Here is a 23,588-nt window from a genome sequence, read left to right as displayed (position 1 = left end):
TCTCCCGGCGGGAGAGGGTTAGGGTGAGGGGGAAAATTCTGCTATGCTGCCCCGCGTTATCGAGGGGGCAGCATGCTGAACATTGTCTTATTTGAACCTGAAATCCCGCCGAACACCGGCAACATCATCCGTCTTTGCGCCAACACCGGCTTTCGCCTGCATATCATCGAACCGATGGGTTTTACCTGGGACGATAAACGTCTGCGTCGCGCGGGGCTGGATTACCATGAATTCACCGCCGTGATCCGCCATCAGGATTACGCAGCCTTTGCCGATGCCGAAAAGCCGCAGCGCCTGTTTGCGCTGACGACCAAAGGCACGCCTGCACACAGCGCCGTAAGCTATCAGGATGGGGATTATTTACTGTTTGGCCCGGAAACGCGCGGCCTGCCCGCCAGCATTCTTGATGCGCTGCCGCCTGAGCAAAAAATCCGTATTCCGATGATGCCAGACAGCCGCAGCATGAATCTGTCTAATGCGGTGTCGGTGGTCGTGTATGAAGCCTGGCGTCAGTTGGGTTACACCGGCGCTGTACTGCGCAGCTAAATCCCGTCGCCGTACTCAAACCCGTGATTGATACCGTTGAAGTGCTGATCCATATCGATGGCGGGTTTTTCTGATTCCGGCTTGCCGACGATTCGTGCCGGAACACCTGCTGCCGTCGTGTGCGGCGGCACGGGCTGAAGCACCACTGAGCCTGCGCCGATCTTTGCGCCGCGCCCCACTTCAATGTTGCCGAGAATTTTCGCGCCTGCGCCAATCATCACGCCTTCGCGGATTTTTGGGTGACGGTCGCCGCTGGTTTTGCCGGTCCCGCCGAGCGTTACCGATTGCAGGATAGAGACGTCATCTTCGATGATCGCCGTTTCGCCCACCACAATCCCGGTGGCGTGGTCGAGCATAATACCGCGCCCGATTTTTGCGGCCGGGTGAATGTCCACCTGGAAAGAAACCGATACCTGGTTTTGCAGAAAAATCGCCAGCGCGCGGCGGCCTTCATTCCACAGCCAGTGACCGATGCGGTAGGCCTGAAGCGCGTGAAAACCTTTCAGATAGAGCAGCGGCGTGGAGTATTTGTCTACTGCCGGGTCGCGCGTGCGCACAGCCTGAATATCACAGGCGGCCGAGGCGATCATTTCAGGGTCAGCGGCGTAGGCTTCTTCAACCACTTCACGTATGGCAATCGCGGGCATGATTGGCGACGCCAGTTTGTTCGCCAGCATATAGCTCAGCGCGCTGCCGAGGTTTTCGTGCTTTAAGAGCGTTGCGTGATAAAAACTGGCCAGCATGGGCTCGCAGTCCGCCAGTGCGCGGGCTTCGGCTTTAATATTATTCCAGACAAGATCCAGTTCTTCACACGGCATTGCTTACTCCAGACGAAATAAAAAAGACCGGCCAATCTGCGTTGACCGTGTCCTGATGTGTTGCGATGTTAGTGGCTACTGCGCTCGTCTTTGCGTGCGCGGCCCAGTAACGTCAATGCTGCCTCGCGCGCATTTTTTCCGCAATACAATACTTGATAAATTTCCTCGGTTATTGGCATTTCAACACCAAAGCGGTGCGCCAGTTCGCGGACTTCTTTCGTATTGCGATAGCCTTCGACCACCTGGCCGATTTGTGTCTGCGCGCTTTGCACATCCATGCCCTGGCCTAACGCCATACCAAAACGTCGGTTACGCGACTGGTTATCGGTACAGGTCAAAACCAGATCGCCCAGTCCCGCCATGCCCATAAAGGTTTCGGGATCGGCACCGAGCGCCGCACCAAGGCGCGACATTTCTGTCAGGCCACGGGTGATAAGCGCGGTACGGGCATTTGCGCCAAAGCCAATGCCGTCGGACATGCCTGCGCCAATCGCAATGACGTTCTTCACCGCGCCGCCAAGCTGCACGCCGATAAAGTCCGGGTTGCTGTAGACGCGAAAACTTTTGCCGCAGTGCAACAGTTGCTGGAGATCTTCCGCAAAAACGTCATCGGTTGAAGCGAGTGAAATCGCAGTGGGTAAGCCTGCCGCCAGTTCTTTAGCAAAGGTGGGACCAGAAATCACCGCCAGCGGAATAGCGTCACCCAGCGCTTCACGCGCCACGTCCTGCAATAGACGGCCGGTTTCCGCTTCAAGGCCTTTCGTAGCCCACACCACGCGGGCATCGTCGCGCATCAGCGGTTTGATTTGTCGCAGCACTTCGCCAAACACATGGCTTGGCACCACCACCAGAATATTACGGCTGGCAGCAAGCGCAGTGGCTAAGTCGCTTTCAAGGTGCAACGTATCGGGAAAGGGCACATCGGGGAGGAACGCCACGTTACAACGATCCTGTTGCAGCGTCGCGATGTGTTTTGGATCGTGGCCCCAGAGCACAACATCGTGGCCATTTCTTGCCAGTGTGATGGCAAGAGCGGTGCCGTAAGAACCGGCACCGATCACAGTCATATGAGCATTAATAGTACTCATCAGGCATCCTGATGTTCTTGCGTACCTTCGCCTGTCTGCTGCTGTAAATAGTTCATGAACAGCGCATCAAAGTTAACTGGCGCAAGGTTCAGCTGCGGGAACGTACCGCGGGATACCAGGCTGGTGATGCATTCGCGAGCATACGGGAACAGAATGTTCGGGCAGTACGCACCGAGGCAATGTGCCAGTTGGTTACCTTCGATACCACCGACGGAGAAGATACCTGCCTGCTGAACTTCACACAGGAACGCGGTTTCTTCGCCCAGGCTTGCGGTCACAGTGACGCGCAATACCACTTCATAGACATCGTCAGCCAGTTGGCTGGAAGCGGTGTCCAGATCCAGTTTTACTTCCGGCTGCCAGTCTTTCTGGAAGACGTGCGGTGCATTCGGCGCTTCGAAGGACACATCCTTGGTATAAATACGCTGAATCTGGAAAGACATTTCGGTATCGTTTTGTTCTGACATGAGTAAAACCCTTAAGTGTTGTCCTAAATACGCTTCAGCGTAACAGGGGATCAAGTCCACCACGCGCGTCCAGCGCATACAAGTCGTCACAGCCGCCAATGTGCTGTGCATCAATAAAAATTTGCGGCACGGTCGTGCGGCCACTACGTTGAATCATCTCTTCGCGTTTTACCGCATCGCCATCGATCGGCAATTCTTCGAAGGTGACGCCTTTACTGCTCAACAACGCTTTGGCACGGTGGCAGAAAGGGCAAGTCGCTTTGGTATAGATTTCAATGTTGGCCATGACTGTACTCCTGGTTTGTAACCCTATGAAAAATGACAGGTCATTATTTACCGCGCACCAGCGGAAGGTTTTCACCACTCCAGCCTGCGACGCCATCTTTCAACACAAATACTTTTTCAAAACCCGCTTTGATCAGCGCGTTTGCAGGTTCATTGGCCTGCATACCTGAACCATCTACAACAATAATGGGTTGGCTTTTGTGTTTCTCAAGCTCGCCGACATTATTGGCTTTAATTTCGTTTGGCAGCAGATTGATGGAACCGGCGATGTGCCCTTTACGGAAATCATCACGCTGACGCAGATCGACCACGACTGCATCCTCTTTATTGATGAGGCGCGTCGCTTCACCGCGAGTGATGACTTTTACTTTTGAGGTCAAGCCTTTGAAGGTGGTGAACAAAACCGCCGCCAGTAACACAACCCACCCAATACACAGTATGGGGTGACGGCTAACAAATTGCATAATTTCTTGCATGGGGGGCAACAACTCCCGACTTAGTGATTGAAAACCAGGGAAGGAGTATACCTGTGCGCTGTAGCAAATACAGCCAGTGAGAACAACGGAATGCATTTTCTGCGTACTGTTACGAAAAAAAGTCGGCAACGGCCTGAAAACCCATGCTGACGTCGCTGCTTTCTTTGATCTTCTGCGGTGCTTTTATCGATTCAGCTGTAGTAAAATTACGCAAATTTTTTTGGCTCATGAGCATGAGGTTTGCGCAATGTCGGTTTCTAAAAAACCTATGGTACTGGTGATTCTGGATGGCTACGGCTACCGTGAAGACCAACAGGATAACGCCATTTTTAACGCTAAAACGCCCGTTATGGACGCGCTGTGGGCTAAACGTCCGCATACGCTGATTGACGCATCCGGTCTGGAAGTCGGCCTGCCTGATCGTCAGATGGGTAACTCCGAAGTGGGCCACGTTAACCTGGGCGCGGGTCGTATCGTGTATCAGGATCTCACCCGCCTGGACGTTGAAATTAAAGAACGTACTTTCTTTAGCAATCCGGCACTGACCAAAGCCGTTGATACCGCCGCTTCCAGCGGTAAAGCCGTGCACATCATGGGCCTGCTCTCTGCAGGCGGCGTGCACAGCCACGAAGATCATATTCTGGCAATGGTTGAACTGGCCGCGCAGCGCGGCGCTGAAAAAATCTACCTGCATGCTTTCCTGGATGGCCGTGATACGCCGCCGCGCAGCGCTGAATCTTCCCTGAAACGCTTCGAAGATAAATTTGCTGAATTGGGTAAAGGCCGCATTGCCACGATTATTGGCCGCTATTTCGCCATGGATCGCGACAACCGTTGGGATCGCGTTGAGCAGGCTTATGACCTGATGGTTGAAGCGAAGGGCGAGTTCACTTTTGACAGCGCCGTAACTGCGCTGCAAGCCGCCTATGCCCGCGATGAAAATGATGAGTTCGTTAAAGCCTCGGTAATTTGCAAGGCAGGCGATGCCTCTTCCGCGATGGAAGATGGCGATACGCTGATTTTCATGAACTTCCGCGCCGACCGCGCACGCGAAATTACCCGCGCCTTCGTGAATGCCGATTTCGACGGCTTCGCCCGTAAGAAAGTGGTGAAACTGGCCGATTTCGTGATGCTGACCGAATACGCCGCCGACATCAAAACCACCGTCGCCTATCCGCCAGCGTCGCTCGCTAACACCTTTGGTGAGTGGATGGCGAAGAACGACAAAACGCAGCTGCGTATTTCCGAAACCGAAAAATACGCACACGTGACATTCTTCTTTAACGGCGGCGTTGAAGACCCGTTCGCAGGCGAAGATCGCATCCTGATCAACTCCCCGAAAGTGGCTACCTACGACCTGCAACCGGAAATGAGCAGTGCAGAATTGACTGAAAAACTGGTCGCAGCCATCAAGAGCGGCAAGTACGACACCATCATCTGTAACTACCCGAACGGCGACATGGTCGGTCACACCGGTGTCTTTGAAGCGGCTGTTGCGGCTGTTGAAACTCTGGACAACTGTATTGCGCAAGTGGCCGACGCTGTCGAGTCCGTGGGCGGCCAGCTGCTGGTTACCGCCGATCACGGCAACGCCGAGCAGATGCGTGACCCGTCAACCGGCCAGGCGCACACTGCGCATACCAACCTGCCAGTACCGCTGATCTACGTGGGCGATAAAAACGTAAAAGCGATGGAAGGCGGTAAACTTTCCGACATCGCGCCGACCATGCTGACGCTGATGGGCATGGAAATCCCGCAAGAGATGACTGGTAAGCCGCTGTTCATCGTGGAATAATCCCTCCCCATGAGGGGAAAGGCGATTTTTTCAAACACATGGTCGGCATTGCGACCTGTCATTTACGCCAGCGCGCTCAGCGCTGGCGTATTGTTGTGCGCCTTTTCAGCCCACGCCGATGAGCGTGACCAGTTAAAATCCATTCAGGCCGATATTGCCGCAAAAGAGCGTGCAGTACGCCAGCAGCAGCAGCAGCGTTCAGGCTTGCTTGCGCAACTTAAAACGCAGGAAGAGGCCATTTCCGCCGCCGCCCGCGCGTTACGCGAAACCCAAAGCACCCTCGCCCAGCTCAATAAACAAATCGATGAGATGAATGAGTCTATCGCCAGACTGGAACGCCAGCGGGCAAGCCAGGAGCGCAATCTGGCGGCCCAGCTTGATGCCGCGTTTCGCCAGGGCGAGCACAGCGGCGTTCAGTTGATCCTCAGTGGTGAAGAAGGCCAGCGCAGCCAGCGTTTACAGGCCTATTACGGCTATCTGAACCAGGCGCGACAGGAAACCATCGCTCAGCTTAAGCAAACGCGTGAAGAAGTGGATACGCAAAAAGCGGAGCTGGAAGAGAAGCAAAGCCAGCAGCAGACTCTGCTTTACGAACAGCAGGCGCAGCAGGCGAAACTGGAGCAGGCGCGTAACGAGCGTAAGAAAACCCTGGCAGGTCTGGAATCCTCTATTCAGCAGGGACAGCAGCAACTGGGCGAGTTGCGTGCCAACGAATCGCGCTTGCGCAACAGTATTTCCCGCGCTGAAGCCGCGGCAAAAGCCCGCGCAGAGCGTGAAGCTCGTGAAGCGGAGGCCGTGCGCGATCGTCAAAAAGAGGCGTCGCGCAAAGGCACAACCTATAAACCGACCCAAAGTGAACAATCCCTGATGTCGCGCACCGGCGGTCTGGGTTCGCCACGCGGTCAGGCATACTGGCCGGTTCGCGGGTCAATCCTGCATCGTTATGGCGAACAACTGCAAGGTGAGCTACGGTGGAAGGGGATTGTGATTGGCGCGTCTGAAGGCAGCGAGGTCAAAGCCATTGCCGACGGTCGTGTGATCCTTGCCGACTGGCTGCAAGGATACGGTCTGGTCGTCGTGGTTGAACACGGTAAAGGTGATATGAGCCTTTACGGTTACAACCAGAGCGCGCTGGTCAGCGTGGGTACGCAGGTGCGTGCCGGTCAACCGATTGCCCTTGTGGGCAGCAGTGGGGGTCAGGGCAGACCGTCACTCTATTTCGAAATTCGCCGCCAGGGTCAGGCGGTCAATCCACAGCCGTGGTTGGGAAGATAAGTTTTGCTTCAATTTCGTCGTCTGTTTTTTGCTGTTGCCAGCGTTGTTGCGCTTTCCGCCCCGGCCTTCGCCGGAAAACTTGCCATCGTCATCGACGATTTCGGCTACCGTCCTCACAATGAAAACCAGGTGCTGGCGATGCCCTCCGCCATCTCCGTGGCCGTCCTGCCTAATGCGCCGCATGCGCATGAAATGGCGACCAAAGCGCATAACAGCGGGCATGAAGTGTTGATCCATCTGCCGATGGCCCCGCTCAGCAAGCAGCCGCTGGAAAAAGACACGTTGCGCCCGGAAATGAGCAGCGATGAAATTGAGCGGATTATTCGTGATGCGGTCAATAAAGTGCCTTATGCCGTCGGGTTGAATAACCACATGGGCAGCGCCATGACCTCCAGTCTGTTCGGCATGCAGAAGGTAATGCAGGCGCTTGAACGCTATAACCTTTATTTCCTCGACAGTATGACAATCGGCAATAGCCAGGCAATGCGCGCGGCATCCGGTACCGGCGTTAAGGTAATTAAGCGCAAAGTGTTTTTAGATGACACGCAGAATGAAGCCGATATTCGCCGCCAGTTTACCCGCGCCGTTGAACTGGCGAGACGCAATGGCTCAGCCATCGCCATCGGGCACCCCCATCCATCCACCGTGCGCGTGTTACAGCAAATGCTGCCGACGTTGCCTGCCGACATAACGCTGGTGCGCCCTGGAGATCTGCTCAATGAGCAGCAAACCGACACGTCCCGCCCTAATGTGACGCCAGCCCCCACCGCACCCCGTAATCCGTTCCGCGGCGCGAAGCTGTGTAAGCTGCAAAAAGCGCCAGAACGCGTCTATCCAGCCCGCTTCTTTAGCGTGATCGGTGAGAGTATCAGTGAAAGTACACTGGTGAAATACGTGCAAAACCAGTGGCAGGGATGGGGTCATGGGCCCCGCAGCGGAGGCCATTAAGAACGGTATGGGTGTCAGGACTGTAGAGTGAGCGTGGCGTAGAGACGGACCAAAAACCACATCTTTTTCAGGCTGTTGACGCCCTTAATTAAATCGGTAAAACGGATTTGATCCCTGAACTGCGCTTTCGCGTAATTTTTATCGCGGGTTTTCTTACGATAAAGACCAAAAAAGTGGCGCGACTCTTCAACCGCATGAACCAACAACGCCTTTCTGACATCGCGGTTTTTTTCTTCATTGGCATAGGCAATAAGCTGACTGATTACCCCGACATAGCTGAGCGTACGGGCGTCAAAATATTTTTTGCTATGGGTGATGGAGTTACCGTTATTGACATAGACGTAATCGGGGACGTCACTGATATAAAACCGGCCATTGCTGAGCGCCAGATCGGTCGTCCAGAGAATATCTTTATGGCTGCTGCCCAGATGGAAAATGATCCCGTTACGCTTAATGTAGTCTGAACGAACAATTTGCAGCCAGATATAATGCGGCCATTCACGCAAACTGACCGCGCTGCGAATCCATTCAAAACCGGTTATTTTGCGGTTATAAATCTGCTTCTTATGCACGAACGTGGCGGGGTCGCGACTGCCAAAATCATTACGCCAGCCATTAGCAATGAAAATATCCACGTCATGTTTCACCGCCTGCGTGAAACGCTGATAAATCATATCGTCAGTAAAATCATCATCAGCATCCAGCAGGATAATCCAGTCTCCGCGATGCGCCGCCAGCCCCGCGTTTCGTGCAGCATAGACGCCCTGGTTTTCCTGGTGGATCACCTGTAAACGGGGATCCTGAATCGCGCTTAACACCTCGCGGGTGTTGTCTGTCGATCCATCATTGATAACGATAACTTCCAGATTCACCCGATGCTCGAGGAGTATTTTTTCCAGTTGCGCACCGATGGAATCGCCACCGTTGTAAACCGGGATGATTATGCTTACATCTACTTTCGCCGTGCTCATGGGTTCATCCAGTTAAGAATTAGACGTGCCGAGTATAAGTCAAAGACGCTGACGCATAAATCACCTTCAACGCGAGGCGAAAGGGAGGGGTCGTCAACGGTTACTCTCTGAGCATAAAGTCGTTGCGCAGGATTTTGCCGTACAGGGTTTCAACGCCGTTTACGCTCTGCTGATATTTCGTTTTATGGGAGAGTTTATAAATTCCGACATCATCGTTCTGCAACTGTTCACAGGTCAGTTCATCGACTGGCCTGTTAATAAACTGGCGGATCAGATAACGATGATTACCCATAACCGGCTGTTTATTGATCAGCTCACCATAGGACGGATATTTTTGCGCGGCGTAGAGCAAAGCATAATCCGTGAAAAAATATTCGATCATGGAATTATGTGTTTCCCAGTAGGCACAAAGGCAATCGAGAACGTATTTTATATAAGAATTATGCGCCCTGGCGGCAAGCATAAAGATGGTCCAACCGCCCTGACTGATCGGCATTTCTGCACTCAACACGTCGTAGCGCAGGGAAGAAAAATCCCGTTCAAAAAAAGATTCAGGAATGGGGCGAGTCAGATATAACGTGGCATCCATCCAGATCCCGCCGTACTGATAAAGTAAGGCACAACGAACAATATCGGAATAATGGGCTTTGCTGATAAGCCCCGCCGCATATTTTTCAGTAATATGCGCAGGCAGCTCAAGGTAGGTTTTAATAGAGTCATCGGTAAGAATAACCACCTCTGCACCACTGGCGTTTCGCTGTACCGATTCGATACAACGACGAACCAGAGGCGGGGCTTGTTCAAGCCCCTGAAACCAGCAAATCCAGATGATGCGCGGGGACTGAACCTGCGCAGAGGGAGAGAAATCGGGCTGAACAGCGAGCTTATCCAGTTCGGCAAAAATGATATCCTGCTTTTTTTTCGTCAGCCGATCGGCGGCAGCCTGGAAAAAAGGTAGCTTCGTCTTTTTGGCATAATGCCTGGATTTCTTCAAAAGCTTATTAATAAGATTTAACGTAAGCATGATGTCATCCTTTCGAAGCTTAAAACATCTCTTTAAGAGTACGACGCAGCAATTTAAAACGCAGCTTGAGACCCTTCTTACGGCCGCGTAACAGGGCATTCATCCGCGTGGAACTGTAGCCCCGAAAAGACATCAACTGATAAAGGTTATGGCTGTCGGTGGCTTCCGTCATATGCTGTTTATATTTAAAGTACAGCTTGCGGTAGGAGTGATATTTTTTAAGCGATGTGGTGATCCTGTCGCTACCGTGTTCCGCATCAACCATGGAGGTATTAAAGCTGTACTTAATGCCGGGACCAAATTTAATGATTAATTTTGTCCAGACATCCCGATCCTGTTGCTGCTTAATTTCAGGCGAAAAATAGCCGACCGCGTGTAATTTTTCACGCGTAGTGAGCACCTGATTACCCACCACGTTTTCGCATAAAATATCCTGAAGCGTTACGACTCTTTTATGGTTACTGTCACTCACAATTTTTGTGGTTTTGTCGATTCTTGCTGGCGCATCGCAGACAAAGGCATACTTCTCGTCATAACGCGCAACCAGCTTAGAAATACGCTGAGGTAAAAAGTAATCGTCGTCGTCAAGACCCGTGACAAACTTGCCTGTCGCCAGCGCATAGCCCCGGTTACGGCTGAAGTTAGAGCCACTGTTTTTGGCGTTTCGCTCATAGATAAACTGCACGAAACGGGCATCGCATTCCGGACGTATCGCCTCAATCAGCGCAGCCGTTTTAGCATCAGAGTGGTCATCAATGACGATCAGTTCAATAGCCTGATAATCCTGTGCCATCACAGAACGTATTGCGCGTTCCAGCAAATCTTCCCGGTTAAAGGTGGTGATGACAACTGACACTCGTTCTTGCATATCTCGACTCTTAAATAATGAACCTGAACACCGGGAAGAATAACGCTTCCCGGTGGGGTGTTAAAGGCCTTATTTCAGGGCCTTACTCTTTAGGTTTTGATTAAGGAAAAGTACCGACATCAATAATGTCAGCATCCACGCGACAGGCGTGGTTTTTGAATAAAACATGACGCCGCTGATACCAAACATGATCATCGACACCAAAAAAGCCAGCAGAATATAGCTTTTGACAACACGTAACGCATACCAGGCAACAGCAATGATAAACATAAAATACAAGACTAAACCTGAAGGACCTTTTAACGACCAGGTTTCAATAATCTCATTATGCAAATGTCCACGCATATAGGGCACAACCCCTATAAGACTGGGATCGCTATTGACAGCACCTGCAATTATTTGATTACGTTGGTCTGTAGACTGCCATGTATAATTATTCTTAGCGGAAATATACCCACTTTTCCACATCGCCAATCTAGCCCCGACGGACGTTAAACTATTATTTTTCTCATATGCGCTAACATCACGATTAAAATCATTATAGCGATGCATCAGGCTGTCTTTCATTACAAACATCCCGGTAAAAAAAGCGATCCCGATGATCACAATTCCTTTCCATGTGAAATGTTTTTCTTTAAAAAATTTAATAAACACTAACGCCATGAAAAGCACGGGATAAACCAGAATGGCTGCACGAGTTTCTGTTGCGATTAAGACCAATAAGGTTAAAACAAAATGCGCAAGAATCAGTAAGTCGCGGATACGCAACTTGAGGTGCTGTAACACCGCAAGCGTATAGCAGGAAACAAAGACCACAGTGTAAGCGGCCCCTGTTGCACTAGCGCCATCCGCCAGGGAGAACTCAATACGTGAGTTATGCAGCCAGACACTTTGGTAAAGAGCGTAGCTTAAGATTATTACTTGTAATAGCGCTGCGACCACATAATGAAGTTTATAATGACCAATTTTCTGGTCATTATTCAAGGTAAATACATTAAGGATAAACGCACCAAACAAACATATTTTACCGACTTCCAGATAAGCGCGATATGAATTGATAAAAAGGCTTTTACCATCTTTAAAAATACCATACCAAATCATGTCACACATGCCGATTAAAAATAAGATCAGGCAGATATAAAAGGCTTTATTACTGGTTATTTTACGATAATTAACAACCGTAACAAACAGGGCTGTAGCGCCTGCCACCCCAAGGATTTTGGCGGAAAGGTTCGGATCTAAAATTAAGGTGCTAAATGCGACTGCGCATAGAATAAATATTATTTGTGTCAACCACGAACAAAAATCAGCTAATTTAACAGTTTTCATAATCTTAAACATCGCCCAATGAATACCACCATGCTAGCACACCCTGAAGGCTTAACTAAAATAAAACCTATCCGTTTTGTCTCCATTTAGCTTAAGAACAATCGCATTTTTTTAGCCACTCAATGTCGCTTTAACTGATGTGCAGCTTAAAGGGCGGTAAAAGCAATTTAATGAAAACTGACTGCATGCACCTGCCCATAACGGCAGGTGCATGAATGACAAGTATTAATCCCAGCTTAAAATCACTTTGCCGGACTTGCCTGAGCGCATGGCGTCGAAGCCCTGCTGGAACTCATCGATCGGGAATCGGTGGGTGATAATCGGTGTTAAATCCAGTCCGGACTGGATCAGCGCCGCCATCTTGTACCAGGTTTCGAACATCTCGCGGCCATAAATGCCTTTAATAAACAGACCTTTGAAGATCACCTTGTTCCAGTCGATCGACATGTCCGACGGCGGAATACCCAGCAGTGCGATGCGCCCGCCGTGGTTCATGGTGTCGAGCATCGTGCGGAATGCTGGTGGTGCGCCGGACATCTCGAGGCCGACGTCAAACCCTTCGGTCATCCCCAGCTCTGCCATCACGTCATTCAGGCTCTCTTTTGCCACGTTGACCGCACGCGTCACGCCCATTTTACGCGCCAGTTCGAGCCGGTATTCATTCACATCGGTAATCACAACATGACGCGCGCCGACGTGTTTCGCTACCGCAGCGGCCATGATCCCAATCGGGCCTGCGCCGGACACCAGCACGTCTTCCCCAACCAGATCGAACGACAGCGCGGTGTGCACTGCATTGCCGAACGGGTCAAAAATGGAGGCCAGATCGTCAGAAATGTTATCCGGTATTTTGAAGGCGTTAAACGCCGGGATCACCAGGTATTCCGCAAAGCAGCCCTGACGGTTCACGCCCACGCCGACCGTGTTACGGCATAAATGGGTCCGCCCGCCGCGGCAGTTACGGCAGTGACCACAGGTAATATGGCCTTCACCGGAGACGCGATCGCCGATTTTAAAGCCTCTGACTTCCTGACCGATGCCGACCACTTCGCCAACATATTCATGGCCGACCACCATCGGTACCGGGATGGTTTTCTGCGACCATTCATCCCAGTTATAGATATGCACGTCTGTCCCGCAAATCGCCGTTTTGCGGATTTTTATCAGCAGATCGTTATGACCCACATCCGGCTGCGGCACGTCAGTGGCCCAAATCCCTTCTTCCGCTTTCAGCTTTGCTAACGCTTTCATTGTACGTCCTCAGGCAATCACGCCCAGTTTTTTACCAATGCGGGTGAAGGCTTCCACCGCACGTTCAATTTGCTCAGGGGTATGCGCCGCCGACATCTGGGTGCGAATACGCGCCTGGCCTTTTGGCACCACCGGGAAGAAGAATCCGGTGACGTAAATGCCCTCTTTTTGCAACTCGCGGGCAAAGTTTTGCGCGATGACCGCATCGCCCAGCATCACCGGGATAATGGCGTGATCGGCACCGGCCAGCGTAAAGCCCGCCGCCGTCATTTTTTCGCGGAACAGGCGCGCGTTGGCCCACAGGCGATCGCGCAGTTCACCGCCGGAAGCAACCATCTCCAGCACTTTTGTGGAAGCGGAGACAATGGCCGGGGCCAGCGAGTTGGAGAACAGATACGGGCGTGAGCGTTGGCGCAGCCACTCAACTACCTCTTTGCGGGCCGCCGTATAGCCGCCAGATGCGCCGCCGAGCGCTTTGCCCAGCGTACCGGTGATGATATCGACGCGGCCCATCACATCGCAGTATTCATGGGAGCCTCGGCCATTCTCACCGACAAAACCGACAGCGTGAGAGTCATCGACCATCACCAGCGCGTCATATTTATCCGCCAGATCGCACACGCCCTTAAGGTTGGCGATCACGCCATCCATGGAGAACACGCCGTCGGTGGCGATCAGCACATGTCGCGCGCCGCCGTCGCGGGCTTCTTTCAGCCGTGCTTCCAGCTCCTGCATATCGTTATTGGCGTAACGGAAGCGTTTTGCTTTACACAGGCGCACGCCATCAATGATGGAGGCGTGGTTCAGCGCATCAGAGATAATGGCGTCTTCCGCACCCAGCAGCGTTTCAAACAGGCCGCCGTTGGCGTCGAAGCAGGAGGAATAGAGAATGGCGTCTTCCATACCGAGGAAGTCCGCGAGTTTTTTCTCAAGGGCTTTATGGCTGTCCTGGGTGCCGCAAATAAAGCGCACCGACGCCATACCAAAACCGTGAGAATCCATCCCGGCTTTTGCCGCCGCAATCAGTTCAGGGTGGTTCGCCAGCCCCAGATAGTTATTGGCGCAGAAGTTAATAACATGGCTACCATCAGCCACAGTGATATCAGCCTGCTGGGCTGAAGTGATAATGCGTTCTTCTTTAAACAACCCTTCCGCCCGGGCGGTGTCCAGGTTATCCGATAACTGTTGATAAAAATCCCCACGCATTGCAATTCTCCAGACTGGGCAAATTTCGGCACATATTACCCAAAGCTATACGCGGATACGAGATGACGCATCATCAGTTCTCTGTTTTGCAGCATAAATCACGTGTACCCCTGAAGGTTATCGGTCAATGGCTGAAGGGTCGGCAATGTGATGGTATGATAAAAGCATTCGTGCCTGAGATTGTCTCAGAGCTCCACAATTCAAAGGTCACAGTTATGATTATCGTTACCGGCGGCGCAGGCTTTATCGGCAGCAACATCGTTAAAGCGCTTAATGACAAAGGCATTACCGACATCCTGGTGGTAGATAACCTGAAAGACGGTACTAAGTTTGCCAACCTGGTGGATCTGGACATCGCCGATTACATGGATAAAGAAGACTTCCTGATCCAGGTGATGGCGGGCGAAGAATTTGGCGATATCGCCGCCATTTTCCACGAAGGCGCGTGCTCCACCACCACCGAGTGGGACGGCAAATACATGATGGATAACAACTATCAGTATTCCAAAGAGGTGCTGCACTACTGCCTGGAGCGCGAAATCCCGTTCCTGTATGCCTCCTCCGCTGCCACCTACGGCGGCCGTACCTCTGACTTCATTGAATCCCGCGAATATGAAAAGCCGCTGAACGTCTACGGCTACTCGAAATTCCTGTTCGACGAATACGTTCGCCAGATCCTGCCGGAAGCGAATTCCCCGATCGTCGGCTTCCGTTACTTTAACGTCTACGGCCCGCGCGAAGGGCACAAAGGCAGCATGGCGAGCGTGGCGTTCCATCTCAACACCCAACTGAACAACGGCGAAACGCCGAAGCTGTTTGAAGGCAGCGATGGTTTCAAACGCGATTTCGTCTACGTGGGCGACGTGGCGGCAGTGAACCTGTGGTTCTGGGAAAACGGCGTCTCCGGTATCTTTAACCTCGGTACGGGCCGTGCGGAATCCTTCCAGGCGGTGGCCGATGCGACCCTGGCGTTCCACAAAAAAGGCAGCATTGAGTACATTCCGTTCCCGGAAAAACTGAAAGGCCGCTATCAGGCATTTACCCAGGCGGATCTGACAAATCTGCGCGCCGCAGGCTACGACAAGCCATTCAAAACCGTTGCCGAAGGCGTGACGGAATATATGGCCTGGCTGAACCGCGACGCGTAAGTATGAAAATTTTGGTGGTCGGCCCGTCATGGGTGGGCGACATGATGATGTCGCAAAGTCTCTATCGCACGCTCAGGGCGCGCTTTCCGCAGGCAATCATTGATGTGATGGCACCCGCGTGGTGCCGTCCGCTGCTTTCCAGGATGCCGGAAGTCAACGAGGCGATCCCGATGCCGCTCGGGCACGGTGCGCTGGAAATTGGCGAGCGTCGCAAACTTGGACACACCCTGCGCGAACGTCGCTACGACCGGGCTTATGTCCTGCCAAATTCCTTTAAATCTGCGCTGGTGCCGTTCTTTGCCAGTATTCCGCACCGTACCGGCTGGCGCGGCGAAATGCGCTACGGTCTGCTGAACGACGCGCGGGTGCTGGATAAACAGGCGTGGCCGCTGATGGTCGAGCGCTATGTCGCCCTGGCCTATGACAAAGGCGCGATGCAGACGGCGAAAGATCTCCCGCAGCCGCTGCTGTGGCCGCAGTTGCAGGTGAGCGAGGCGGAGAAAGCCCAGACCTGCGATGCGTTTGGCATTTCCGCCGAACGGCCGATCATCGGCTTTTGCCCTGGCGCTGAATTTGGCCCGGCTAAACGCTGGCCGCACTATCATTATGCTGAGCTGGCAAAACAACTGATCGACGAAGGTTATCAGGTGGTGCTGTTTGGCTCCGCGAAAGATCACGAAGCGGGCAATGAAATTCTCGCCGCGCTGAGTAACGAGCAGCAGGCCTGGTGCCGCAATCTGGCCGGTGAAACGCAGCTCGAACAGGCGGTGATCCTGATTGCCGCCTGTAAAGCGGTAGTCAGCAACGACTCCGGTTTGATGCATGTCGCCGCCGCGCTCAACCGCCCGCTGGTCGCGCTGTATGGCCCGAGTAGCCCGGACTTCACCCCGCCGCTGTCGCATAAAGCGCGGGTGATTCGCCTGATCACCGGCTATCACAAAGTGCGCAAAGGCGATGCCGATCAGGGCTATCATCAGAGCCTGATCGACATCACGCCGGAACGCGTTCTGAATGAACTCAACGATTTGCTGCTGGCGGAAGAAGGGTAACGGATGCGGGTACTGATCGTTAAAACGTCGTCGATGGGCGATGTGCTGCATACCCTGCCCGCTTTAACCGATGCCATGCGCCTGATCCCTGGCATTCGCTTTGACTGGGTAGTGGAAGAAGGCTTTGCGCAGATCCCTTCCTGGCATCCGGCGGTGGATAGGGTGATCCCGGTCGCCATTCGCCGCTGGCGCAAAGCGTGGTTTTCCGCCCCCGTGAAAGCGGAGCGCAACACCTTCCGCGAGGCGCTGCATGCGCAACAGTACGATGCCGTGATCGACGCGCAGGGGCTGGTGAAAAGCGCCGCGCTGGTCACCCGTCTGGCACACGGCGTGAAGCACGGCATGGACTGGCACAGCGCGCGCGAGCCGCTGGCGAGTCTGTTTTACAACCGCCGTCACGCCATCGCCAAACAGCAGCATGCGGTGGAGCGCACCCGCGAACTGTTTGCCAAAAGCCTCGGCTACACCCGACCGGACGCGCAGGGCGATTACGCCATCGCGCAGCATTTTTTAGCGCAGTCCGGCGTTCCGTATGCGGTTTTCCTTCATGCCACCACCCGCGATGATAAGCACTGGCCGGAGTCGCACTGGCGCGAGCTGATCGGTTTGCTGAAGGATTCGGGATTACACATCAAACTCCCGTGGGGTGCGCCGCACGAGGAGGCCCGCGCGAAACGGCTGGCCGATGGCTATGATCACGTCGAGGTGCTGCCGCGCATGAGTCTGGAAAACGTCGCGCGCGAGCTGGCCAGCGCCGCGTTTGTGGTGTCAGTCGATACCGGTTTAAGCCACCTGACTGCCGCGCTCGACCGGCCTAATATCACATTATATGGTCCTACCGATCCGGGCTTAATCGGCGGTTATGGCAAGAATCAGGTCGTCTGTCGCCCTGAACATTCATCGCAGTTAAGCGATCTTCCCGCCGCTGCGGTTTTAGAAAAATTACAGCCCTTGCTGGCAGCAGAGAATGTCCATGTCTGACTTTTTCACCGCAGAACGCCCGCCGAAACGGGTACTGATCATCAAACTTCGTCACCACGGCGACGTGCTGTTAACCTCGCCGCTGTTTACCGTGCTGAAGAAAAACTGGCCGGGCGTGGAAGTGGACGCGCTGGTTTATGACGATACCCAGGCGATGCTCACCAGCCACCCGTTCATCGACAAGGTGTTTACCATCGGGCGTAACTGGCGCAAGCAGGGTTTACTTAAGCAGTTCGGTCTTTATCGCGGGCTGGTCGATTCCCTGAAAGCCCGCGACTATGACGTGCTGATTAACCTGACCGAGCACTGGCACGGCGCGCGTCTGGCCCGCAAACTGAAACCGCGCGTTTCCGTGGGCTTTAAGCCCGATAAACGCACCGGCCTCGCCCGCTGGCGCTGGGTGAAATCGTTCACCACGCTCTATCCCGCCATCCAGGATAACAGCCGTCATATGGTGGAAGTAAACCTCGACGCGCTGCGGCGCATCGGCATCCATCCGGCGTCGGTTGAAGACAAACGCACGCTGTTTGTGCCGGGCGATGAAGCGGAAACCGCCGTTTTAAACAAGCTGGCAGGCTTTGGCCTGGCGAGCAAATCTTACGTGCTGGTGCACCCGACTTCGCGCTGGATGTTCAAGGCCTGGCAGATCGACAAACTCGCGGCCACCATTGATACCCTCGCCGCGCGGGGCATTCCGATTGTTCTCTCTGCCGCGCCGTCAAAAGACGAAACGGCGTATATGGATCAACTGCGCGCCGCGCTGACGCAGCCGGTGTTTGATCTCAGCGGTCAGTTGAATCTCAAAGAGCTGGGGGCGCTGATGAAACACGCGCGCCTTTACTTCGGCGTCGATTCAATGCCGATGCACCTGGCGAGCGCCGTGGGCACGCCGACGGTGGCGATTTTTGGCCCGACCGGGGCGATCAAATGGGCCCCGTGGGGTGTCACACATCGGGTGATCACCGCCGGATTTACCTGCCAGCCCTGCGGTAAAGCAGGCTGCGGCGACAGCGGCGTATCGGACTGCATCACCGCCATTACGCCTGCGCATGTGCTGGGCGCTATCGACACGCTACTTCTGGAAAATCCTGCATGAAACTGGCCATCGTCCGTCAGACGTACAACCCCAACGGCGGCGCGGAACGTTTTGTTTCCCGCGCGCTGAACACCCTGGCGGCCGACAGCTCGCTGAACGTCACGCTGATCGCCCGCCAGTGGGAGAACGCCACAGGCTGGCAGACGCTGACCGTCGATCCGCCGTTTCGTAACCGTAAAGCGCGCGAAGCCGGCTTTGCCGACGCCGCCGCAAAACTGTTTCCGCAGTTTGATATCGTGCAGAGTCACGAGCGCATCCCTGGCGCGACGATTTTCCGCGCAGGCGACGGCGTGCACGCCACCTGGCTTGAGCAGTATGACCGCATTCTCTCGCCGCTAAAGCGCTGGTCGCAGGCGTTCAGCCCGTATCACCGTTATATTTTGCAGGCCGAACAGCAGATGTTTACCCATCCGGCACTGCGCAAAGTGATCTGCAATTCAACGATGGTGCGTGACGATATCGCCCGGCGCTTTGGTCTTGCCGGTGACAAGCTGACCGTGATTTATAACGGCGTCGATACCCGCCATTTCCACCCGGACGTGCGCAAACAGTCGATGCGCGAAGCGCTTGCTATTCCGCAGGATGCGCCCGTGCTGGCCTATGTGGGTTCCGGTTTTGTGCGCAAAGGCGTCGCCACGGCGATTTCAGCTATTGCTGCGCATCCTACCGTCTGGCTGCTGATTGCAGGACGCGACAAAAACGCCCGCAAATTTGAAAAACTGGCGCAAACGCTGGGTGTTGCCGATCGGGTGAAGTTTCTCGGACCGGTGGCGGATGTTCGCGAGGTTTACGGCACGGCGGATGCGCTGATCCTGCCGACACTTTACGATCCCTTCCCGAATGTCTGCGTCGAAGCGCTGGCCTGCGGCTTGCCGCTGTTCACAAGTCCCGGCTGCGGCGCGGCAGAGTGGGTGCGGGAGGGGCAAAACGGCTGGGTGCGCGATGCGCTGGATGTGCACGGCTACCGTCAGGCGATTGGCGAATGGCTTTCGGGCCGCCGCGATGGTGTTGATTACAAGGCGAATGCCCGCACCACCGCCGAGCCGTGGACGCTCGACCGCATGGCACAGGAATTACAGGCGCTTTACCGCGACGTATTGCGCTGAATAGCGTCGGAAAAGACCTTTTCCATCGCCGCGAGCATACATTCGCGCGTCAGATGTTCGCACAAATAGTCATAGCCCTGCTGCGCGAGCTGTTCGCGCAGCGCCGCATCATTGACCAGCGTGATGATCGCCTCGCGTAACGCCGTGACATCACGCTGAGCCACCAGCAGCCCGGTTTTACCGTTAATCACCGCATCGCCCGTGCCGCCTGCATCGGTGGCAATGGTGGCAATGCGCGTGGCGAGCGACTGCAACACGCCCTGCGGTACGCCTTCCATGTCGTGCGACGGGCTTAAGGCAATATCAAAAGCCGGGAACCAGCGCTCAGGATCGGCCTGATGCCCCGCCATCACCACCCGCTCCTGCAAACCCAGACGCACGATATCCTGCTCCAGCGCCGCCCGATGCGGTCCTTCGCCGACAATCGCCAGTTTTACCGCCGGATTGTCGATTTGCGCCAGCGCCTCCAGCAACACGCCGTGACCTTTGTTTGGACGCAGATGCGACACCACGCCCAGCCAGAAATCATCCTGCGACAAACCACAGTGCGCACGGGCTGCGGTTTTGTCTGCCGGGTGAAAACGCCCGGTATCAACACCGCTTGGCACAGAGGTCGTCTGCTCAAGCGGAACGCCGATCGCCACCATCTGATGACGCAGCGCTTCCCCGGTGGTCACTATGTGCGCGCAGGCGCGACGAAACAGCCAGCGGCTGCTGGCGTTATTGCGCGGCAGTCCGGATGCATGGCGGGTGCGCACTAACGGCACCGGGCGGGACAGGGTCAGATTAGCCAGCGCCACCAGCCAGGTATCGGCAGAGTTATGGCTGTTAATCACGTCGATGGTGTCGCGATTAGCCTGCAACCAGCGGCGCAGCATAAGCAGATTGGGCACGTTTTTGCGCTTAAGTGGCATGGTCACCACCGTCAGCCCGGCTTGTTGCGCCATCGCGTGCAGCGGTGCGCTTTCCGGGCAAAGCAGGGTCACCTGATGGCCGCGCTGGATCATCCCTAAGGATTCATTAATGATACGCAACGGCTGACCGCCCTTACCGCCATCTGCTTCAGTGTGAACAATATGCATACGCTTCCCGTGAACAGGCTCGCCTGAGAATAAACGCAGAATTATAGCCCGCGCGGCCTTTATCATGACAAAGATTATTTTTTAGGGTCACGAAGGTATAATGGCGACCCAAAAACGCCAAAAGGATAGCTTTAACCCGGTTTAATGCTTAGAATTTGCCCGCCGAAACTGAAAAAACGGATAATCGCTTGGAATTGTTGTATACCGCCCTGCTCTACATGATCCAGCCGCTGGTGTGGCTGCGTTTGTTGCTTCGCAGCCGCAAGGCTCCCGCGTATCGAAAACGCTGGGCTGAACGCTATGGCTATTGTCGTAACAAAGTGAAGCCGGATGGTATTTTGCTGCATTCCGTATCGGTGGGCGAAACACTGGCGGCGATCCCGCTGGTACGCGCGCTGCGCCATCGCTATCCGTCGCTGCCAATCACCGTCACTACCATGACGCCTACCGGCTCCGAACGCGCGCTCTCAGCCTTCGGTAAAGACGTCCAGCACGTCTACCTGCCTTACGATTTACCCTGTGCGATGCACCGTTTTCTCGCCACCGTGCGGCCAAAGCTTGTGATCGTGATGGAAACCGAACTGTGGCCGAATATGATTTCCGCGCTGCACGCCCGTAAAATTCCGCTGGTGATTGCCAATGCGCGCCTCTCTGAGCGCTCTGCAAAAGGCTACGGCAAACTGGGTAAATTCATGAGCCGCCTGCTGAGTAAAATCACGCTCATTGCCGCGCAAAACGATGAAGATGCCGAGCGCTTCCTGAAACTGGGCCTGAAGCGCAACCAGCTTGCCGTCACCGGCAGTTTGAAATTCGATATTTCTGTTACCCCGGAACTGGCCGCGAAAGCGATTACCCTGCGCCGCCAGTGGGCACCGCGCCGCCAGGTGTGGATTGCCACCAGCACCCACGATGGTGAAGAAAGCATTATTTTGCAGGCGCACCGCCAGCTTCTCGAAACCTTCCCGAATCTGCTGCTGATCCTGGTTCCCCGCCATCCCGAGCGTTTCAAAGATGCCCGCGACCTGGTGCAAAAAGGGGGCTTCAGCTACACGATGCGCAGCACGGGTGAAATTCCGTCAGGCAGCACCCAGGTGGTGATTGGCGACACCATGGGCGAGCTCATGCTGCTTTACGGCATTGCCGATCTGGCCTTTGTGGGTGGCAGCCTTGTGGAGCGCGGCGGTCATAATCCGCTCGAACCTGCGGCACACGCGATCCCGGTACTGATGGGCCCGCATACGTTTAATTTCAAAGATATCTGCTTCCGGCTGCAACAGGCAGAGGGGCTGATTACGGTCACCGACGCCAGCTCGCTGGTGAAAGAGGTTTCAACCCTGCTGACCGACGAAGATTACCGTCTGTGGTATGGCCGTCACGCGGTGGAAGTGCTGCACCAGAACCAGGGTGCGCTGACGCGCGTATTGCAGCTTCTGCAACCCTATCTGCCGCAGCGGAGCCATTGATGCGCCTGTCAGTGGTGATGATCGCCAAAAATGCGGCAGACCTGCTGCCGGACTGCCTGGCGTCTGTCGCCTTCGCCGATGAAATCGTCCTGCTGGATTCAGGCAGCCAGGACGACACCGTGGACATCGCCCGCCGTGCGGGTGTCAACGTGTTTACCGATACCGACTGGCAGGGTTACGGCATTCAGCGCCAGCGCGCGCAGGCCCACGCCACCGGCGATTATATTCTGATGATCGACACCGACGAGCGCGTGACGCCTGAACTTGCCCGTGCCATCCAGAGCGTTCTCGCCTCTCCGCAGCCGGATGCCATTTACAGCATTGCCCGCCGCAACTATTTCCTCGGCCGCTTTATGCGTCACAGCGGCTGGTACCCGGATCGCGTAATGCGCCTCTATCCGCGTGAAAAGTTCCAGTACAACCGCAATGCGGTGCATGAATCGCTGGAAAGTGCCAGTGCACCGGTCATCAATTTAGACGGCGATTTGCTGCATCTGACCTGCAGCGACTTTGCCAGCTTCCAGCAAAAACAGCTCAACTACGCTGCCGCATGGGCCAGAGAGCGCCATCAGCATGGCAAGAAAACCTCGCTTATCGGCATTTTTGCCCATACGCTGGGGGCGTTTGCAAAAACATTGCTGCTGCGCGGTGGCGTGCTGGACGGGAAACAGGGCTGGCTGCTGGCGGTTGTCAACGCGCAGTATACGTTTAATAAATATACCGGGCTGTGGGCGCTGAACCACGGCTATTCAGAGAAGAGTGCGCCATGACGACGAAAGCCATTTATCCCGGCACTTTCGATCCCATTACCAATGGTCACATCGATATTGTCACCCGCGCCGCCAGCATGTTTGATCAGGTGGTGATGGCGATAGCCGCCAGTCCCAGCAAAAAACCGATGTTTACACTTGATGAGCGCGTTGCGCTGGCGCAACAGGCCGTCGCGCACTTGAGCAATGTTGAAGTGGTGGGATTTAGCGATCTGATGGCGAATTTTGCCCGCGACCAGCAGGCAAATATTCTGATCCGTGGCCTGCGGGCGGTGGCGGATTTCGAATATGAAATGCAGCTTGCGCACATGAACCGCCATCTCATGCCGACCCTCGAAAGCGTGTTCTTAATGCCGTCGAAAGAGTGGTCGTTTATCTCATCATCGCTGGTGAAAGAGGTGGCGCGCCACGCAGGCGATGTGACGCATTTCCTGCCAGCGCATGTTCATCAGGCGCTGATGGAAAAGCTGAAGTAGTCTGATGACCCTCACCCTAACCCTCTCCCTGAGGGAGAGGGGACAGATTGAGCACTGGCTCTCCCTTCTT

At 54.5% G+C, this 23,588-nt stretch carries 24 protein-coding genes; 12 read left to right on the top strand and 12 right to left on the bottom strand.

Annotation, left to right across the window (positions count from 1 at the left end; all coding sequences use genetic code 11):
* Positions 1 to 72 precede the first annotated feature (72 nt).
* A complete protein-coding gene (trmL, locus tag BM373_RS15285) occupies positions 73 to 546 on the top strand; it encodes a tRNA (uridine(34)/cytosine(34)/5-carboxymethylaminomethyluridine(34)-2'-O)-methyltransferase TrmL (protein WP_090463005.1) in 474 nt (157 codons plus the stop codon).
* Here trmL and cysE read toward each other — a convergent pair.
* The 5 genes from cysE to BM373_RS15260 form a co-directional block, all read right to left on the bottom strand.
* Positions 543 to 1,364 carry a serine O-acetyltransferase gene (cysE, locus tag BM373_RS15280; protein WP_090463002.1) on the bottom strand — a complete coding sequence of 274 codons (822 nt, stop codon included), beginning with the start codon at positions 1,362 to 1,364 and terminating at the stop codon, positions 543 to 545. The genes trmL and cysE overlap by 4 nt on opposite strands.
* A gap of 68 nt (positions 1,365 to 1,432) precedes the next feature.
* Positions 1,433 to 2,452: an NAD(P)H-dependent glycerol-3-phosphate dehydrogenase gene (gpsA, locus tag BM373_RS15275; protein ID WP_090462999.1), complete on the bottom strand. Its 1,020-nt coding sequence runs from the start codon at positions 2,450 to 2,452 to the stop codon at positions 1,433 to 1,435.
* Complete coding sequence (gene secB / locus BM373_RS15270; RefSeq protein WP_090462997.1) at positions 2,452 to 2,919, bottom strand: protein-export chaperone SecB; 468 nt, start codon at positions 2,917 to 2,919, stop codon at positions 2,452 to 2,454. Before secB ends, gpsA begins: the two co-directional genes overlap by 1 nt.
* A gap of 34 nt (positions 2,920 to 2,953) precedes the next feature.
* Positions 2,954 to 3,205, bottom strand: coding sequence for a glutaredoxin 3 (grxC, locus tag BM373_RS15265; protein WP_090462994.1), 252 nt, complete (start codon positions 3,203 to 3,205; stop codon positions 2,954 to 2,956).
* Positions 3,206 to 3,248: 43 nt separating this feature from the next.
* Complete coding sequence (locus BM373_RS15260; protein ID WP_090462991.1) at positions 3,249 to 3,680, bottom strand: rhodanese-like domain-containing protein; 432 nt, start codon at positions 3,678 to 3,680, stop codon at positions 3,249 to 3,251.
* 247 nt (positions 3,681 to 3,927) lie between these two features.
* Between BM373_RS15260 and gpmM the strand changes: the two genes are divergently transcribed.
* Genes gpmM through BM373_RS15245 form a run of 3 tightly spaced genes read left to right on the top strand, consistent with a single transcriptional unit; the run spans position 3,928 to position 7,698 of the window.
* A complete protein-coding gene (gene gpmM, locus BM373_RS15255; RefSeq protein WP_090462988.1) occupies positions 3,928 to 5,475 on the top strand; it encodes a 2,3-bisphosphoglycerate-independent phosphoglycerate mutase in 1,548 nt (515 codons plus the stop codon).
* A 9-nt stretch (positions 5,476 to 5,484) separates the two neighbouring features.
* A complete protein-coding gene (gene envC / locus BM373_RS15250; protein ID WP_090462985.1) occupies positions 5,485 to 6,750 on the top strand; it encodes a murein hydrolase activator EnvC in 1,266 nt (421 codons plus the stop codon).
* A gap of 3 nt (positions 6,751 to 6,753) precedes the next feature.
* Positions 6,754 to 7,698: a divergent polysaccharide deacetylase family protein gene (locus BM373_RS15245; RefSeq protein WP_090462982.1), complete on the top strand. Its 945-nt coding sequence runs from the start codon at positions 6,754 to 6,756 to the stop codon at positions 7,696 to 7,698.
* 14 nt (positions 7,699 to 7,712) lie between these two features.
* Here BM373_RS15245 and BM373_RS15240 read toward each other — a convergent pair whose 3' ends face one another.
* The 6 genes from BM373_RS15240 to kbl all read right to left on the bottom strand — a co-directional run bounded on the left by BM373_RS15240 (position 7,713) and on the right by kbl (position 14,347).
* A complete protein-coding gene (locus BM373_RS15240) occupies positions 7,713 to 8,669 on the bottom strand; it encodes a glycosyltransferase (RefSeq protein WP_090462979.1) in 957 nt (318 codons plus the stop codon).
* A 100-nt stretch (positions 8,670 to 8,769) separates the two neighbouring features.
* Positions 8,770 to 9,693 carry a capsular polysaccharide synthesis protein gene (locus BM373_RS15235; RefSeq protein ID WP_090462976.1) on the bottom strand — a complete coding sequence of 308 codons (924 nt, stop codon included), beginning with the start codon at positions 9,691 to 9,693 and terminating at the stop codon, positions 8,770 to 8,772.
* Positions 9,694 to 9,712: 19 nt separating this feature from the next.
* On the bottom strand, positions 9,713 to 10,561 hold the full coding sequence (locus tag BM373_RS15230) for a glycosyltransferase (protein ID WP_090462974.1): 849 nt from the start codon (positions 10,559 to 10,561) through the stop codon (positions 9,713 to 9,715).
* A gap of 69 nt (positions 10,562 to 10,630) precedes the next feature.
* Positions 10,631 to 11,890 (bottom strand): O-antigen ligase family protein, encoded by a 1,260-nt coding sequence (locus BM373_RS15225; protein WP_090463264.1) that lies wholly within the window; start codon positions 11,888 to 11,890, stop codon positions 10,631 to 10,633.
* A gap of 225 nt (positions 11,891 to 12,115) precedes the next feature.
* The gene (gene tdh, locus BM373_RS15220) at positions 12,116 to 13,141 is read right to left on the bottom strand and encodes an L-threonine 3-dehydrogenase (RefSeq protein WP_090462972.1); all 1,026 of its coding nucleotides are present in this window, start codon (positions 13,139 to 13,141) and stop codon (positions 12,116 to 12,118) included.
* Positions 13,142 to 13,150: 9 nt separating this feature from the next.
* Positions 13,151 to 14,347 (bottom strand): glycine C-acetyltransferase, encoded by a 1,197-nt coding sequence (gene kbl / locus BM373_RS15215; RefSeq protein ID WP_090462970.1) that lies wholly within the window; start codon positions 14,345 to 14,347, stop codon positions 13,151 to 13,153.
* A gap of 215 nt (positions 14,348 to 14,562) precedes the next feature.
* Here kbl and rfaD point away from each other — a divergent pair, with 215 nt between their 5' ends.
* From rfaD to BM373_RS15190, 5 genes are read left to right on the top strand one after another with little or no spacing between them, the layout of a single operon-like run.
* Positions 14,563 to 15,495: an ADP-glyceromanno-heptose 6-epimerase gene (gene rfaD / locus BM373_RS15210; RefSeq protein WP_090462967.1), complete on the top strand. Its 933-nt coding sequence runs from the start codon at positions 14,563 to 14,565 to the stop codon at positions 15,493 to 15,495.
* Positions 15,496 to 15,497: 2 nt separating this feature from the next.
* Positions 15,498 to 16,544: an ADP-heptose--LPS heptosyltransferase RfaF gene (rfaF, locus tag BM373_RS15205; RefSeq protein WP_090462964.1), complete on the top strand. Its 1,047-nt coding sequence runs from the start codon at positions 15,498 to 15,500 to the stop codon at positions 16,542 to 16,544.
* Between the two features lie 3 nt (positions 16,545 to 16,547).
* Entirely contained in the window at positions 16,548 to 17,525 is a 978-nt protein-coding gene (rfaC, locus tag BM373_RS15200) for a lipopolysaccharide heptosyltransferase RfaC (RefSeq protein ID WP_090462962.1), read from the top strand.
* Positions 17,518 to 18,621, top strand: a complete 1,104-nt coding sequence (gene rfaQ, locus BM373_RS15195; protein ID WP_090463261.1) for a putative lipopolysaccharide heptosyltransferase III — start codon at positions 17,518 to 17,520, stop codon at positions 18,619 to 18,621. Before rfaC ends, rfaQ begins: the two co-directional genes overlap by 8 nt.
* Entirely contained in the window at positions 18,618 to 19,727 is a 1,110-nt protein-coding gene (locus BM373_RS15190) for a glycosyltransferase family 4 protein (RefSeq protein WP_090462959.1), read from the top strand. The genes rfaQ and BM373_RS15190 overlap by 4 nt, the downstream gene beginning before the upstream one ends.
* Here the strand turns inward: BM373_RS15190 and BM373_RS15185 are convergent.
* Positions 19,706 to 20,809, bottom strand: coding sequence for a glycosyltransferase family 4 protein (locus BM373_RS15185; RefSeq protein WP_090462956.1), 1,104 nt, complete (start codon positions 20,807 to 20,809; stop codon positions 19,706 to 19,708). The two genes, BM373_RS15190 and BM373_RS15185, sit on opposite strands and share 22 nt — an antisense overlap.
* A gap of 188 nt (positions 20,810 to 20,997) precedes the next feature.
* On the opposite strand from BM373_RS15185, the gene waaA reads away from it, so the two are divergent.
* From waaA to coaD, 3 genes are read left to right on the top strand one after another with little or no spacing between them, the layout of a single operon-like run.
* Complete coding sequence (waaA, locus tag BM373_RS15180; RefSeq protein WP_090463257.1) at positions 20,998 to 22,272, top strand: lipid IV(A) 3-deoxy-D-manno-octulosonic acid transferase; 1,275 nt, start codon at positions 20,998 to 21,000, stop codon at positions 22,270 to 22,272.
* On the top strand, positions 22,272 to 23,042 hold the full coding sequence (locus BM373_RS15175) for a glycosyltransferase family 2 protein (protein WP_090462953.1): 771 nt from the start codon (positions 22,272 to 22,274) through the stop codon (positions 23,040 to 23,042). The genes waaA and BM373_RS15175 overlap by 1 nt, the downstream gene beginning before the upstream one ends.
* Complete coding sequence (coaD, locus tag BM373_RS15170; RefSeq protein ID WP_090462950.1) at positions 23,039 to 23,518, top strand: pantetheine-phosphate adenylyltransferase; 480 nt, start codon at positions 23,039 to 23,041, stop codon at positions 23,516 to 23,518. Before BM373_RS15175 ends, coaD begins: the two co-directional genes overlap by 4 nt.
* Positions 23,519 to 23,588: the final 70 nt, after the last annotated feature.

The organism is Enterobacter sp. kpr-6, from assembly GCF_900116015.1.
In the GTDB taxonomy this organism is placed as follows: Bacteria; Pseudomonadota; Gammaproteobacteria; order Enterobacterales; family Enterobacteriaceae; genus Enterobacter_D.
The sequence above is the reverse complement of the archived record's forward strand: the minus strand, read 5'-3'. Positions and strand labels throughout refer to the sequence as shown.

Coding starts and splice junctions, on each gene's coding strand:
- trmL (WP_090463005.1), top strand. CDS start 73: ATGCTGAACATTGTCTTATTTGAACCTGAAATCCCGCCGAACACCGGC.
- cysE (WP_090463002.1), bottom strand. CDS start 1,364: ATGCCGTGTGAAGAACTGGATCTTGTCTGGAATAATATTAAAGCCGAA.
- gpsA (WP_090462999.1), bottom strand. CDS start 2,452: ATGAGTACTATTAATGCTCATATGACTGTGATCGGTGCCGGTTCTTAC.
- secB (WP_090462997.1), bottom strand. CDS start 2,919: ATGTCAGAACAAAACGATACCGAAATGTCTTTCCAGATTCAGCGTATT.
- grxC (WP_090462994.1), bottom strand. CDS start 3,205: ATGGCCAACATTGAAATCTATACCAAAGCGACTTGCCCTTTCTGCCAC.
- BM373_RS15260 (WP_090462991.1), bottom strand. CDS start 3,680: ATGCAAGAAATTATGCAATTTGTTAGCCGTCACCCCATACTGTGTATT.
- gpmM (WP_090462988.1), top strand. CDS start 3,928: ATGTCGGTTTCTAAAAAACCTATGGTACTGGTGATTCTGGATGGCTAC.
- envC (WP_090462985.1), top strand. CDS start 5,485: ATGAGGGGAAAGGCGATTTTTTCAAACACATGGTCGGCATTGCGACCT.
- BM373_RS15240 (WP_090462979.1), bottom strand. CDS start 8,669: ATGAGCACGGCGAAAGTAGATGTAAGCATAATCATCCCGGTTTACAAC.
- BM373_RS15235 (WP_090462976.1), bottom strand. CDS start 9,693: ATGCTTACGTTAAATCTTATTAATAAGCTTTTGAAGAAATCCAGGCAT.
- BM373_RS15230 (WP_090462974.1), bottom strand. CDS start 10,561: ATGCAAGAACGAGTGTCAGTTGTCATCACCACCTTTAACCGGGAAGAT.
- BM373_RS15225 (WP_090463264.1), bottom strand. CDS start 11,890: ATGAAAACTGTTAAATTAGCTGATTTTTGTTCGTGGTTGACACAAATA.
- tdh (WP_090462972.1), bottom strand. CDS start 13,141: ATGAAAGCGTTAGCAAAGCTGAAAGCGGAAGAAGGGATTTGGGCCACT.
- kbl (WP_090462970.1), bottom strand. CDS start 14,347: ATGCGTGGGGATTTTTATCAACAGTTATCGGATAACCTGGACACCGCC.
- rfaD (WP_090462967.1), top strand. CDS start 14,563: ATGATTATCGTTACCGGCGGCGCAGGCTTTATCGGCAGCAACATCGTT.
- rfaF (WP_090462964.1), top strand. CDS start 15,498: ATGAAAATTTTGGTGGTCGGCCCGTCATGGGTGGGCGACATGATGATG.
- rfaC (WP_090462962.1), top strand. CDS start 16,548: ATGCGGGTACTGATCGTTAAAACGTCGTCGATGGGCGATGTGCTGCAT.
- rfaQ (WP_090463261.1), top strand. CDS start 17,518: ATGTCTGACTTTTTCACCGCAGAACGCCCGCCGAAACGGGTACTGATC.
- BM373_RS15190 (WP_090462959.1), top strand. CDS start 18,618: ATGAAACTGGCCATCGTCCGTCAGACGTACAACCCCAACGGCGGCGCG.
- BM373_RS15185 (WP_090462956.1), bottom strand. CDS start 20,809: ATGCATATTGTTCACACTGAAGCAGATGGCGGTAAGGGCGGTCAGCCG.
- BM373_RS15175 (WP_090462953.1), top strand. CDS start 22,272: ATGCGCCTGTCAGTGGTGATGATCGCCAAAAATGCGGCAGACCTGCTG.
- coaD (WP_090462950.1), top strand. CDS start 23,039: ATGACGACGAAAGCCATTTATCCCGGCACTTTCGATCCCATTACCAAT.